The organism is Delftia sp. HK171 (assembly GCF_001886655.1).
GTDB classification, from domain to species: Bacteria; Pseudomonadota; Gammaproteobacteria; order Burkholderiales; family Burkholderiaceae_C; genus Comamonas; species Comamonas acidovorans.
Map to the genome: position 1 here is coordinate 3,777,960 of NZ_CP018101.1, position 12,054 is coordinate 3,790,013.

General features: G+C 62.4%; 13 protein-coding genes and 1 pseudogene. 4 read left to right on the forward strand and 10 right to left on the reverse strand.

Annotated features, from left to right (window positions below):
* Positions 1–40 precede the first annotated feature (40 nt).
* Positions 41–385, forward strand: coding sequence for a hypothetical protein (locus tag BO996_RS29170; RefSeq protein ID WP_156897975.1), 345 nt, complete (start codon positions 41–43; stop codon positions 383–385).
* 406 nt (positions 386–791) lie between these two features.
* Here BO996_RS29170 and BO996_RS29175 read toward each other — a convergent pair whose 3' ends face one another.
* The 3 genes from BO996_RS29175 to BO996_RS17000 form a co-directional block, all read right to left on the reverse strand.
* Positions 792–1,658: an aKG-HExxH-type peptide beta-hydroxylase gene (locus tag BO996_RS29175; protein ID WP_156897976.1), complete on the reverse strand. Its 867-nt coding sequence runs from the start codon at positions 1,656–1,658 to the stop codon at positions 792–794.
* A 9-nt stretch (positions 1,659–1,667) separates the two neighbouring features.
* On the reverse strand, positions 1,668–1,913 hold the full coding sequence (locus BO996_RS29180) for a hypothetical protein (RefSeq protein ID WP_156897977.1): 246 nt from the start codon (positions 1,911–1,913) through the stop codon (positions 1,668–1,670).
* 581 nt (positions 1,914–2,494) lie between these two features.
* Positions 2,495–2,740, reverse strand: coding sequence for a helix-turn-helix domain-containing protein (locus BO996_RS17000; protein ID WP_071955810.1), 246 nt, complete (start codon positions 2,738–2,740; stop codon positions 2,495–2,497).
* A 157-nt stretch (positions 2,741–2,897) separates the two neighbouring features.
* Between BO996_RS17000 and BO996_RS17005 the strand changes: the two genes are divergently transcribed.
* Positions 2,898–3,275, forward strand: coding sequence for a hypothetical protein (locus tag BO996_RS17005; RefSeq protein ID WP_071955812.1), 378 nt, complete (start codon positions 2,898–2,900; stop codon positions 3,273–3,275).
* Positions 3,276–3,385: 110 nt separating this feature from the next.
* Here the strand turns inward: BO996_RS17005 and BO996_RS17010 are convergent, their stop codons facing one another.
* Together BO996_RS17010 and trpB are read right to left on the reverse strand one after the other, a co-directional pair.
* The gene (locus BO996_RS17010; RefSeq protein ID WP_016445999.1) at positions 3,386–3,931 is read right to left on the reverse strand and encodes a PepSY domain-containing protein; all 546 of its coding nucleotides are present in this window, start codon (positions 3,929–3,931) and stop codon (positions 3,386–3,388) included.
* A gap of 142 nt (positions 3,932–4,073) precedes the next feature.
* A complete protein-coding gene (gene trpB, locus BO996_RS17015) occupies positions 4,074–5,285 on the reverse strand; it encodes a tryptophan synthase subunit beta (RefSeq protein ID WP_071955814.1) in 1,212 nt (403 codons plus the stop codon).
* Between the two features lie 455 nt (positions 5,286–5,740).
* Here trpB and BO996_RS17025 point away from each other — a divergent pair.
* A protein-coding gene (locus tag BO996_RS17025) for an IS3 family transposase (RefSeq protein WP_232240349.1) occupies positions 5,741–6,999 on the forward strand; the annotation gives its coding sequence in 2 pieces (ribosomal slippage) (positions 5,741–6,071 and positions 6,071–6,999; 1,260 coding nt in all).
* A gap of 32 nt (positions 7,000–7,031) precedes the next feature.
* Positions 7,032–8,143: pseudogene (locus BO996_RS30065) on the forward strand (integrase core domain-containing protein); the annotation flags it as partial.
* A 280-nt stretch (positions 8,144–8,423) separates the two neighbouring features.
* Here BO996_RS30065 and mmsB read toward each other — a convergent pair.
* From mmsB to BO996_RS17055, 5 genes are all read right to left on the reverse strand, one after another.
* A complete protein-coding gene (gene mmsB / locus BO996_RS17035) occupies positions 8,424–9,320 on the reverse strand; it encodes a 3-hydroxyisobutyrate dehydrogenase (RefSeq protein WP_071955816.1) in 897 nt (298 codons plus the stop codon).
* A 37-nt stretch (positions 9,321–9,357) separates the two neighbouring features.
* Entirely contained in the window at positions 9,358–9,837 is a 480-nt protein-coding gene (locus BO996_RS17040) for a DUF488 domain-containing protein (RefSeq protein ID WP_071955818.1), read from the reverse strand.
* A gap of 22 nt (positions 9,838–9,859) precedes the next feature.
* Positions 9,860–10,324: a TfoX/Sxy family protein gene (locus BO996_RS17045; RefSeq protein ID WP_071955820.1), complete on the reverse strand. Its 465-nt coding sequence runs from the start codon at positions 10,322–10,324 to the stop codon at positions 9,860–9,862.
* Between the two features lie 23 nt (positions 10,325–10,347).
* The gene (locus tag BO996_RS17050; RefSeq protein ID WP_065345865.1) at positions 10,348–11,514 is read right to left on the reverse strand and encodes an acyl-CoA dehydrogenase family protein; all 1,167 of its coding nucleotides are present in this window, start codon (positions 11,512–11,514) and stop codon (positions 10,348–10,350) included.
* A 114-nt stretch (positions 11,515–11,628) separates the two neighbouring features.
* Positions 11,629–12,030 carry a lysozyme inhibitor LprI family protein gene (locus tag BO996_RS17055; RefSeq protein WP_052151730.1) on the reverse strand — a complete coding sequence of 134 codons (402 nt, stop codon included), beginning with the start codon at positions 12,028–12,030 and terminating at the stop codon, positions 11,629–11,631.
* Between the last annotated feature and the right edge of the window lie 24 nt (positions 12,031–12,054).

A 12,054-nucleotide genomic window follows, 5' to 3' on the forward strand; every position in this document is an offset into this window, starting at 1 on the left:
TTCATATTTGAGACCGCCGTAAATCAACTGTGCAAAGACAATGACGAGAATCTTCTTTATTTTGGTGGGGATCATGATTTCTGGCACCACGTCTGCTGGTGAGAAAAATTCACCACCAATCCAAGATTTGCAAGAAATAAAGAGATCTGCAGATGAATTTTTGATGAAAGAAAAAAGGCAGAAGAGAACACAGTTAACTGCTGTTCGAATAAATCCAAAAATAATAGTCGAACAATGCGCTGTTCCACTTGAATCAGGTTGGGCGTCTTCAGACCGTGGAGTTTTAGGAAAAAGGATTCAAGTTGTCTGCAAATCGACATTGCACGACAAAAAGGGTTGGCGTGTTCTGGTGCCAATTGCAGCGTCAGCCACACACAAGAATTAGAGTGAAATTCTATGCTTCAGGAATGCTTGGCCACCGCGCAAACGAAGGGCCATTCCAAAGGGCGCTGATGGCGCTCAGCAGCGCTGTCGTTTTAGAGCAGTGCCACTGGATAAGCTTTAGGTTGCTGCAACGGCTGGTACGCACCACCATGCTCGTCGGTGGTTCAATGTCGGGACTTCGCGCGGCTTTGGAGGCGTTTTCTGGGAAGTTGAGGTGGATGGAGCGAGTGATATGGGCCTGCGCGATCCATGGCCACCGGACTTTGCCCATTGCTAGCTGTCGGAAGTCGACCCGTAGCGGTCGGTGTTCGGCTCGAATCGCGAGGAACAAAGCCGACGTTCAACGTTTGAATTCAGCGGCCGCCGAAGGCGGTCCGCTGGAATGCTTTTTCGGGCTGTGACTGACTTTAAGCGGGAACCCCTTCAAGTTGCCATGCTTGCGAATCAGCGCTCTTGCTTACCTCTTCATAAAGGGCTAGCCCCCTAGAAATCATCTCCAATAGCAAGGTATAGCCGTTGTCTGTCATCAGGGCTCGCTTCTCTTTCATGGCATCTAGCGAGGGAAGCAGGCCATGCACAAGAAGTCGTGCATCTTTTAATCGACCCCCAGAAATAGCAAACTCGGCCAACACAATTGCGACTGCCGCTGCATGGTAAGTCTGATCAAAAAACCTGGGTACTCGACGGATGGCACTCACTACACGATTTTCCGGTTCTGCCATTACTGATGCAGAAACCGAAAATAATGTATTGACCATCTCCTCAAGGAAAAGAACATTGTGCGTGTATTCATGAATTATATTTTCAGAATACTCTTCAATAGTCCAGTCAGCTTGAGGCGATAGCCAAATCCATCCTATTGCGTTTGAGACGCTTCCACCTGAGTAAGTATCTCGGTAGGCATAAATAACGTAGCGCACCAACTCCTCATAGCAGGTGAAGTCCTCAGGAAAGAGTTGATTCCAATGACGCTCCCCAGCCACAGCACGGCCAATGTAAGCTTTGCAATCAGCGTCACTGATGGTACTAAAGGAAGGTGGAAACTCACCACCCATGATTCCAGCCAATAGTGGCGTCAGCGCAGAAACTTCGGAATCTTTCACCCGCTGGTGGCGATCAGGTTCTTTAAAAACGGAATCAGGGAAATGCTGAAGGCGTTGAAGAGCCGAAAAGTTTGAGAGGTCAGTGGTCTGATCGGCGTAGCGCTTCACCATCACCAAATTTCTTCGTATAGCCGCCGGATTCATGAACGATAAACTCGAAAGAAGTTTCATGAAAACTCCTTATTCATTGCCAGTAAATTTCTTAAGGCTTTTTGCAGCCAAATCCGCAGACGCTTCAATGACTTTTTGCATTTCCAATGTCAGATCATCAGCAATCTTCATCACACGGTTTACGGGCTTCACCACAGCGGCTGATTCTGCGTGAACCTCTAGGTAGCGCCGGATATTGATTGCAGCGATCTCTGATGCGTGCGCAGCCAAACGGGCAACTTCCAGCTTTTCTTCCATTTCCTTTTTCGTTACCATCTCATCTCTCCTTTGGGGTGAACTAGACAGGAAACAAAAACACAGTACTCACTACTGATCCAAGAAATTCACATTCTCATGGCTAAAATATCGGGAAAGCATTGTTTTTACGCTACGCCGTCAATGGTAAGGCACAACGTGTTATCTGTCGATAGTTAACGATTTCCGCCTAACATTTGAACATGCGCGCCTACCGCACTGCAACAAATGCCGGACGCGATGCGCGCGCCAAGCGGCAGCAAGACCGGGTATCAGAAAGACAGCCCGTGCTTTCCCCGCGCGGACCCGAAGATCGTCGTCAACCTTTCGACTGGAGGTTCTCCTGCGGGGGCGTCACCTGGTCGTTGCACTTCGAGCCCAGCGCACGAGACGTGCGGCAGTGGCGGGTGTTCCAAGATGGTGAACTCTGGATGTCCTCCGTCCTGGAACGCGTGTGGCGAGAGACGCAGCGGGAGATGGCCCCGGAGCTGGGTCGGCGCCATTGGCTTTGAGGGCTCTCGCAGCGAGTTCGGGCCGCCAATTCGGCGAGCACACAAGCGGCCATTCGCGAGCTTCCGCTGCTGGCCGGCAGCAGTCCTTCACTAGATACCGCTTTCACTTCTTTCTACTCGTCTACCAACCTCATCCACCACATCCCCAGGCGCAACCCCCAACACCTTGCACAGCCTGAAAACAGACCGAAGGCTCGGACATTTGCTACCAAGCTCCAACTGGCTGATGTAGTTGCGCGCCAGCCCGGCCTCTGCGGCAAGGGTCTCCTGGGACAGTGCGCGCTCGTTGCGTAGTTCACGCAACAAGCTTCCAAAGGCTTTATCAAGTTCTGTCATGGCTGCTCACTAAAGTGAGCAAAGCTTCCGGGTTTGCGTGCGAACCGTCTTCCACCTATAGTTGGAGTTTTGTAAAGCAGTGATGGCGCCTCGAGGGGTTGGGCGTTGCATCTGCCCAGTGATCTTGGGCGCTGCGCAATTCCCAATAGGAGTGCCGATGGACCAGCAAGCCTTAGCCACCACACCCCCACCCAAACTCGAAGACCTCGCCATAGACGCCGTCCTGCACATGGGCGCCGCGCTGGATGTGCTGGACCTGCACGCTCGCCACAACATCACGGCCATCAACTGCGTGTGCCGCGACCTGCTGCGCATCTGTTACGTGAAGGCCGATGAGGCACAGTCGCTGGAGCCTGAGGACAAGGAGTTGGTGGGCCTGCTGCACGACACGGCGGTGAACCTGGGCTATGCCATTGAGGTGGTGGAGCATCTCAATGGCGATGAGGCCGACGACCCCATTCTTTATGCCGTGAGCTATCTGCTCAGGGCCGCGAAGCGGTTTGCGGATGAGGGGGTGTCGGTAGCGTTGGCCTGAAGGGCGCTGCAGACGCGAATGGCCTGCCGACATGGCGGGAGCGAGGCAAAAAATGGGCGAAAAAAAAGCGCGCCCCATGCTGAAGCGCGCTGCCGGGTTGGGGCCGTGGGTCAGTCCTTCTTGGCCCGGATGACTTCGCCGCCCACGGCGTCGATCTTGACTTCCATGAGCGTGCCGTTGGCCTGCAGCACTTCGACCTGGTAGCTGGTCTGGCCCCAGTGGGAGTCCAGTTCCGCGCTGACAGGTGTGCCGGGGGTGTGGCGGGTGGCGGCCTGGATGGCTTGCTCTATGGTGGACTTGGCCTTTTCCAGGCGCTGGCGGTCCTTGCGCTTGGCGGCGCCGTCGTTCTTGTGCTGGGCGGCCTGGCCGGTGATGGCGTTGACCCAGACTTCCACGCTGTCGCCGGCCGGGGTGATGACTTCGATTTCGTAGCGCGGGCCCATGCCGTCGCCGTCGTCCAGCTGGGCTTCGATGGCCTTGCCGGGCACGGCCTGGGTGGCGCGGGTGATGGCCTGCTCCAGCGGTATCTTGGCCTGGCTGGTGATGGTCTGCCATTCGGCCACCGATTTGGCGGCGGCGGGCAGGGCGGCGGTGGCGCAGGTCAGGGCCAGGGCGATGGAGAGGGCGGCGGTGCGTGCGAACGGGGCAGGCTTCATGGGTGTGGCTCCTTCCGGGAATGGGGTTGGACAAGACAACGGTCGGGGCCATTGTCTCCACCGTCCCGGAGAGCGGTTGTCGGAGAGGGCGCCCTTTGCCCCCTCCGGTGTGCTGCGGTTTGATCCCGCGCAAGCTCTGCGTTCAGAGGCCCAGCACCTTGGCCACGTAGTCGGCGTCCTTGTCGCCCCGGCCCGAGAGGTTGATGAGGATGTGCTGGTCCTTGGGCAGGCCGGGCGCCACGCGCATGGCCCAGGCCACGGCGTGGGCGCTTTCCAGGGCGGGGATGATGCCTTCCACGCGCGACAGCTGCATGAAGGCGTCCAGGCATTCCTTGTCGGTGACGGATTCGTACTGCACGCGGCCCAGGTCCTTGAGGTAGCTGTGCTGCGGGCCCACGCCCGGATAGTCCAGGCCCGAGGCAATGCTGTGCACGGCAGCCGGCGTGCCGTCTGCGTTTTCCAGCACGTAGCACTTCATGCCGTGGATTTCGCCGGGCTTGCCCATGCTGAGGGTGGCTGCGTGGCGGCCGGGCTTGTCCGTGCCTTCGCCCGAGGGCTCCACGCCGACGAGCTTGACCGAGGCATCGCCCAGGAAGGCCGTGAAGATGCCCATGGCGTTGGAGCCGCCGCCCACGCAGGCGGCCACATGGTCGGGCAGCTTGCCGTGCCTGGCCTGGAATTGCTCGCGCGCCTCGCGGCCGATGATGCTCTGGAAGTCGCGCACCATCATCGGGAACGGGTGGGGGCCGACCACGGAGCCGATGGCGTAGATGTAGTCGGTGGGGTTGGTGAGGTATTCCTCGAATGCGCTGTCCACCGCTTCCTTGAGCGTGGCCGCTCCGCGCGTGACGGGCACGAGCTTGCAGCCCAGGATGCGCATCTTGGTGACGTTGGGATGTTCCTTCTCGATGTCCACCTGGCCCATGTGGATCTCGCAGGGAATGCCTACCAGCGCGCAGGCCGTGGCCAGGGCCACGCCGTGCTGGCCGGCGCCGGTTTCTGCGATGACCTTCTTCTTGCCCATGAACTTGGCCAGCAGGGCCTCGCCCAGGCAGTGGTTGATCTTGTGGGCGCCGGTGTGGTTGAGGTCTTCGCGCTTGAGGTGGATCTGTGCGCCGCCGAGCTGCTCCGACAGGCGCCGCGCGTGGAAGATGGGGCTGGGGCGGCCCACGTAGTCGGCGAAGAGCTGGGCCAGTTCCTGCTGGAAGTCTTGGCGTTTCGTGATTTCGGCGTAGGCGGTGTTGATGTCGTCCATGGCCTGCTTGAGGTGGGGCGGGACCAACTGGCCGCCGTAGGGGCCGAAGTAGCCTTCTGCTGTGGGCATGGGGGCGAAGGTGGGGGGTGTAGTGGTCATGGTTGCTGGCGGGTGTTCTGTGGAATGGCGGATGGTGGCGGTGGCAGCTTACGTAGGGCTTCTGTGCCGCTGAAGAGAGAAAACCCCGGTTGGATTGACCGGGGTTTCTTGCTGTTTGACCCTGCCAGGTGGTTGTTTTTCGAGGCCGGGTTTCGGCCCGGCGGCCGACCGACTTTCTTGCCGCGCGGCAAGAAAGTAGGCAAAGAAACGCGCCCGGTACGACTCACACTCATAGGTGACACATCAGTACAAGGACATGGGTAACAGATCCAAGCTTGGCAGCTGGAGCCAACAGCAGCCAAGGAGCGATCACCATGCCCTGGAAGGAGTGCGCACCCATGGACGAGAAACTGCTCTTCATAGCCGACCACCTGCGCGGTGGTGCTGAGATAGCCCCCTGATTCCCCGGCCCCGTCCTATCGCTTATCTTTGAAGATAGGAACAGGACTGTGCATATGACTAGGCATACGGAGTCAGTAGAGGTAGTCGTGAAGGACCAGCGCCGCAGGCGCTGGTCTCTCGCAGAGAAGGCGGCGCTGGTGCGCCGAACCTACGAACCAGGCATGAGCGTGTCATTGGTCGCTCGGCAGGAAGGCGTTTCGGCTGGACTGCTGTTCCAGTGGCGCAAGCTCGAACGGCAAGGTGCTTTGACCGCCGTCTCCGCTGGCGAGGCAGTCGTGCCCGCATCCGAACTGGCGGCTGCTCGCGCGGAAATCGCCAAGCTGCAGCGCGTGCTCGGCAAGAAAACCTTGGAGAACGAAATCCTCAAGGAAGCCGTGGAGTACGCCGCAGAAAAAAAGTGGATTGCGCGCTCGCCCTTGTTGCCCGGGGACGACCAGTGAAGACGGTTTGCCGGACGATGGGGCTGGCGCGCTCGCATGTGCGCGACCTGCTTGGGCGCGGTGAAGACTGGACCGATGGCCGCAGCCATCGCACACCCAGCGACGATGCCGGGCTGCTCGCCGAACTGCGCCAGCAAATTGCCGACTTGCCCAGCTATGGCTACCGACGTGCCTGTGCCTTGGTGAACCGCCAGCGTGCGGCACGGGGCGCCCCGAGGGTCAATGCCAAACGCGTCTATCGCGTCATGGCACAAGCCGCTCTGCTGCTGCCCAAGGCGCCTCGCCGGCGCCAGTCCGCACGCTCGCATGAGGGCCGTGTTGCGGTCTCGCGCAGCGACCTTCGATGGTGCTCCGATGGTCTGGAAATCAAGTGCGATTCAGGTCAGACTGTGACGGCCACCTTCACCAAGGATTGCTGCGACCGTGAGGTGATGGCTTGGCGCGCGTGGGAGGGCAAAGGGCTGCCAGGTGAGCCGGTACGCGAGATGCTCATCGAGGCCGTGGAGCGCCGCTTCGGCTCGGTCGAAGCGGTCCCGCAGGGCCAGGAGTTGGAGTTCCTCAGTGACAACGGCGGTGCCTACATCGCCGCCGAAACGAGGGCGCTGGCACGCGCGCTGGGCCTGAAGCCCATCAACACTCCCGTCTGCAGCCCGCAGAGCAACGGCATGGCCGAGAGCTTCGTCAACACCTTCAAGCGCGACTATGTGGCGCGCATGGACCTGAATGACGCGCAGACGGTACTGGCGCAACTGCCTGCGGCCTTCGAGCACTTCAACGAGGTGCATCCGCATTCTTCGCTGAAAATGCGGTCGCCTCGGGAGTTCAGGCGGCAACAGGCTGCAGGGGCTGACCAGCTGCTTTATTGCGAATAGGGTGGGGTCGGGAATACGGGGGCGACATCAGTGCGCCGCTGAGCGAGCTGTGCAGGCGCTACGGCATCAGCCGCAAGACGGCCTACAAGTGGGTTGAGCGTTACCGCCAACTGGGCATGGATGGATTGCAAGAGCGCAGTCGCAGGCCCCACGGGAACAATCAGGCGATCAGCTATGCACAGCGCCGGGCCATCATTGAGTTGCGCACGCAGCAAAGGTCACAGATGGGGCCCAAGAAGCTGCACGCTTTGCTCCTGCAGCGTTGGGGCCCACAGGAGACACCCAGCAAAACCACCATCTACAACGTGCTGAAGGCTGAGGGGCTTGTTTGCAGCAGGCGTGTACGCAGACGCTCGGTGCCTACGGCCCAGCCCTTGCGAACGAGCAAGCAGCCCAATGGAGTGCAGACTACAAAGGCCAGTTCAAGACAGCCGATGGTCACTGGTGCTATCCATTGACCATCATGGACCACGCCAGCCGCTATTTGCTGGCCGTACATGTCTACGACAGCCCCAACTACGAGGATGCCAAACGCAGCTTCGAACAGGTGTTTCGGCAATACGGACTGCCCGAGCGCATACGCAGTGACAACGGTCCGCCATTCGCGACTACTGGCGTGGCGGGCCTGTCACGCCTGGCGATATGGTGGATAAGGCTGGGCATCAGGCCGGAGCGCATCGAGAGGGGCAAGCCACAGCAAAACGGTCGCCACGAGCGGATGCACCGCACGCTCAAGCATGCCCTGGGCAAAGAGCCTGCGGCGGACAAAGCGGCATTGCAGATGCAGCTCGATGCCTTTGTGGAGCACTACAACCAGCAGCGCCCGCATGAGGCCTTGCAGCAAAGCATGCCGGCCCAGCATTACAGCGACTCGACCAGGCCATACCCCTCAAAGCTACCCGAGCTGCAGTACCCGAAGCATTGGGAAAGAGTTCGAGTCAGCCACAACGGCCTGATTTACTGGCGAGCGCTGCGGGTCTACATCGGCTACCTGCTGGCGGGGCAGTGGATCGGGATGCAGGAGGTGGCCGCTGGCCAGTGGGATGTGTATCTGGGGCCGGTGCGACTGGGCTGCTTCAACGAAGAGGATGTGCGAGGACCCCAGAAGGACTATGTGAGCTTGAAGTGTTACCCATGTCTGTGAGCTGAGTTGTTACCCATGTCCTTGACACGTACACCCGAATGCCCGCGACCCCTTCGCTGCGCTGCGGGGCAACCTGCGTCGGGCCGCCTGCGGGGTTCGCCGCAGAACTCACTGCGCGCTGCGCGCTCCGTTCAGACAACTGCGGCGAGTCAGTTGACGAAGCAGTCCTGTCCTGCGGCAGGACTGCAACCCCGCATGCGGCCCGACGCAGGCGCGGGCATACGGGATTGGGGGCGGGTGCGGGTGCATGGGCATCCGGCCGCTGGCCTGAGCCTGGCGGTCAGCCGTTCTTTTGCAGGGAGCGGATGACGCTGGAGAAGTCCAGGGCGCCGTTGCCTGCGATGGAGTGCATGGCGTACATGGCGCGGGCCATGCCGCCCAGGGGCGTGGAGGCCTTGACGGCCATGGCGTTTTCCTGGGCCAGGCCCAGGTCCTTGAGCATGAGGTCGGTGCCAAAGCCGCCTGCGTAGCTCTTGGAGGCGGGGGCGTTTTCGTGGACGCCGGGGAAGGGGTTGTATTTTTCCAGGGCCCAGTTGCCGCCCGAGCTGCGTCGCATGATTTCGCTGAGGACCTTGGGGTCCAGGCCGTTGGCCACGCCCAGGGCGATGGCTTCGCTGGTGCCGATCATGAGGATGCCCAGCAGCATGTTGTTGCAGATCTTGGCGGTCTGGCCCGCGCCCACGGCGCCGGCGTGGAAGATGTTGGCGCCCATTTTTTCGAGCAGAGGGCGGGCGCGCTCCAGGTCGGCTTCGCTGCCGCCCACCATGAAGGTGAGGGTGCCTGCAATGGCGCCGCCCGTGCCGCCGGAGACGGGGGCGTCGATGAAGGCAATGCCTGCGGCCTGTGCGGCCTTGGCGACCTTTTGGCTGGTGGCGGCGGCGATGGTGGAGCTGTCGATGATGAGCGCGCCCTTGGCAATGCGCTGCAGCAGGCCGGCTGCGCCGTCACGGCCGAGGAAGAGGCCTTCCACGTGCTGGCTGGCGGGCAGCATGGAGACCACGGCTTCGGCGCCCTGCACGGCGTCCTCGGCGCTGGCGGCAATGCTCACGCCCTCTGCAGCGACCTTGGCGCAGGCGTCTTTGGAGAGGTCGAAGGCCTTGACCGTGTGGCCGGCCTTGTGCAGGTTGATGGCCATGGGGCCGCCCATGTTGCCGAGTCCGATGAATGCGATCTGCATGTGCTTGTCTCCTGTGTTGTGAAGCTTGTGGTGTGTCTCAGTGGCCTGTGTCGCCGGTGTACTTTTCGCCGGCGTCCATGTCGCCGGTGTCCTTGTCGCCGTTCGCAATGTCGGCGCCTCGTTCCTTGAGCAGGGAGCGCAGGATGCCGCGATGGCAGCGCGCCTCCTGCTCGCAGTAGCAGCCGATGGCGAAGGCGCTGTGCTGCGAGAGGGCGGCCAGCAGGTCCAGGGTGCGGCTGGCGGCGGGTTCGGCCATTTCCTTGCGGAATTTGCGCACGAATTGCTGCCAGAGCTTGTTGGCCTCGGTCTGCTGGCCGTGGTCCTGCAGCCGGTGCGATTCGAGCGCGGTGTGCATGGTGTCGGGCTGGGGCGAGAGTTCGGGGTACCAGACGTCGTAGTAGTCGCGGCTGGCGAATTCGGCCTTGGGCACGCCGCGCGGCGGGCGGCGCACGGTGCCTATGCGCAGGCCTTCATCGGCGTGGCGGGGGCTGCCTAGCTGGACGATGCGGATGGGCATGGGGCTCTCCTGCAAAGGGGGCTTATTCGTCGCCGAAGATGGGGTGCTTGCGTGTGCGGCGCTCGGCCGGGGCGGGCGGCGCTGGCGGTGTCTTTGCGTCGGCGGGCGCGGGTTCGCTGGCCTGGGCCTTGCGCTTTTTCGGGGGCGTGGCCTTGGCGTGGGGGTTGAAGGCCAGGGCCTGGGCAATCCAGTGCTGCCACTGCTGGCGCGTGGCGTAGGCGGCGGGGCCGATGAAGAAGTAGCCGTCCATCTGGCCCTTGGACGAGAGCGGGCGCAGGCCCGGCGTCTCGGCCACGGCCGCGTGCTGCGAGGGCGGCAGGCGCACCAGCAGTTCGTCGTCTTCCACGCCCAGGCACAGCTTGCCGTTGACCATGAAGACATGGCAGCCGAACATGCGCTTTTCCTGCACGTCGTCGCAGCCGGCCAGGGCTTCGCGCACGGCGTCTATGAGGTGCAGCGTGGTGTCGGAGAGCGGGCGGGCGGGCATGGCGCGGGATGGATGTGGATGAATCAGCGGATCATGTCCGGCGCATCGCCTTCCAGCATGCGCCGCGCGATGATGACGCGCATGATTTCGTTCGTGCCTTCGAGGATCTGGTGCACGCGGGCATCGCGCATGAGGCGCTCCAGCGGGTATTCGCGGATGTAGCCGTAGCCGCCGTGCAGTTGCAGGGCCTCGTTGCAGACCATGAAGCCGGCATCGGTGGCAAAGCGCTTGGCCATGGCGCAGTAGGTGGAGGCGTCGCGCGCGCCGGCATCGAGCTTGGAGGCGGCCAGGCGCACCATCTGGCGCGCGGCCACGAGTTCCGTGGCCATGTCGGCCAGCTTGAACTGCAGCGCCTGGAAGCTGGCAATGGGCTTGCCGAACTGCTTGCGCTCGTGCATGTACTGCTGGGCCTGGGTGAGCGCGCCCTGGGCGGCGCCCACGGAGCAGGTGGCGATGTTGATGCGCCCGCCGTCCAGGCCCTTCATGGCGATCTTGAAGCCTTCGCCCTCGCGGCCCAGCAGGTTGTGCGCGGGAATGCGCACGTTGTCGAAGCTGATGACGCGCGTGGGCTGGCTGTTCCAGCCCATCTTCTCTTCCTTCTTGCCGTAGCTGATGCCGGGCAGGTCGGCGGGCACGGCAAAGGCGGAGATGCCGCTGGCGCCCGAGCCGGCGTCGCCCGTTCTGGCCATCAGCACCAGCATGTCGGTGCTGCCCGCGCCGCTGATGAAGGCCTTTGCGCCGTTGATGATGTATTCATGCCCCGCCAGCTCTGCCCGGGTCTTGAGCGAGCCGGCGTCCGAGCCCGCGCCGGGCTCGGTCAGGCAGTAGCTGGCCAGCTTGCGGCCGCTGGTCAGGGCTTCGCCCCATTCGGCGCGCACGGCGTCGGTGGCCCAGGTGCCCAGCATCCAGGTGGCCATGTTGTGGATGGTGATGAAGGCGGTGGTGGAGGGATCGACGGCGGCCAGTTCCTCGAAGACCATGGTGGCGTCCAGGCGCGGCAGTTGCAGGCCGCCGGCGTTCTCGGGCGCGTACAGGCCGCAAAAGCCCAGTTCGCCCGCCTTGGCGATGGCCTCGCGCGGGAAGATGGATTCACGGTCCCAGTGCGCGGCATGGGGCGCGAGTTCGGCCTGGGCAAAGGCGCGGGCCGATTCGGCAAAGGCGCGCTGGTCGTCGTTGAGTTCGAAGTCCATGGCTGGCTTGTCTCCTGCGTTGGGCTCTGGGGCCCTTGTTGTTCTGGGGGGGCTTTCGGGGCCTGTGGGTGCCTGTCGATGCCTGTAGGCGCCGCCTGTCAGTGCGTGCGGCGGTCAGTGCTGCAGCCAGCGCTCCAGCGCCTGCATGCGCTCCTGTGTCGCGGCCGTGAGGCATTCGTGGTACAGGCGCGGGCCTTCGGGCTGGGTTTCGCTGTCGCGCGTGGCGGCCTTGCAGCGTGCCGTGCGGCCCTTGATCCAGCCGTTCTGGTCGTGGCGCAGGCCCGTGCGCTTGCCCTGGGGCAGTTGCTGCATGACGTCCAGGTAGCGGATGTTGAGCGCGGTGTCGGCCTCCTGGAAGGCCTGGACCGCGCAGGCATTGCGGCTGGCGGCGGCGGTGGAGGCCGGGTCGCAGGCTGCACCGGCCTGCGCGTGAAGGGTCAGGGGCAAGGCGGCCAGGGCGGTGAGCAAGGCGGCACCCAGGCCCCGGGAGAGGGAGGCGGTCATTGGAAAACGCATGCCGCCATCATCCCAGAGCCGGGG

Excerpts from the sequence above, each read along its gene's own strand:
- BO996_RS29170 (WP_156897975.1), top strand. The coding sequence starts at position 41 with ATGACGAGAATCTTCTTTATTTTGGTGGGGATCATGATTTCTGGCACC.
- BO996_RS29175 (WP_156897976.1), bottom strand. The coding sequence starts at position 1,658 with ATGAAACTTCTTTCGAGTTTATCGTTCATGAATCCGGCGGCTATACGA.
- BO996_RS29180 (WP_156897977.1), bottom strand. The coding sequence starts at position 1,913 with ATGGTAACGAAAAAGGAAATGGAAGAAAAGCTGGAAGTTGCCCGTTTG.
- BO996_RS17000 (WP_071955810.1), bottom strand. The coding sequence starts at position 2,740 with ATGACAGAACTTGATAAAGCCTTTGGAAGCTTGTTGCGTGAACTACGC.
- BO996_RS17005 (WP_071955812.1), top strand. The coding sequence starts at position 2,898 with ATGGACCAGCAAGCCTTAGCCACCACACCCCCACCCAAACTCGAAGAC.
- BO996_RS17010 (WP_016445999.1), bottom strand. The coding sequence starts at position 3,931 with ATGAAGCCTGCCCCGTTCGCACGCACCGCCGCCCTCTCCATCGCCCTG.
- trpB (WP_071955814.1), bottom strand. The coding sequence starts at position 5,285 with ATGACCACTACACCCCCCACCTTCGCCCCCATGCCCACAGCAGAAGGC.
- mmsB (WP_071955816.1), bottom strand. The coding sequence starts at position 9,320 with ATGCAGATCGCATTCATCGGACTCGGCAACATGGGCGGCCCCATGGCC.
- BO996_RS17040 (WP_071955818.1), bottom strand. The coding sequence starts at position 9,837 with ATGCCCATCCGCATCGTCCAGCTAGGCAGCCCCCGCCACGCCGATGAA.
- BO996_RS17045 (WP_071955820.1), bottom strand. The coding sequence starts at position 10,324 with ATGCCCGCCCGCCCGCTCTCCGACACCACGCTGCACCTCATAGACGCC.
- BO996_RS17050 (WP_065345865.1), bottom strand. The coding sequence starts at position 11,514 with ATGGACTTCGAACTCAACGACGACCAGCGCGCCTTTGCCGAATCGGCC.
- BO996_RS17055 (WP_052151730.1), bottom strand. The coding sequence starts at position 12,030 with ATGCGTTTTCCAATGACCGCCTCCCTCTCCCGGGGCCTGGGTGCCGCC.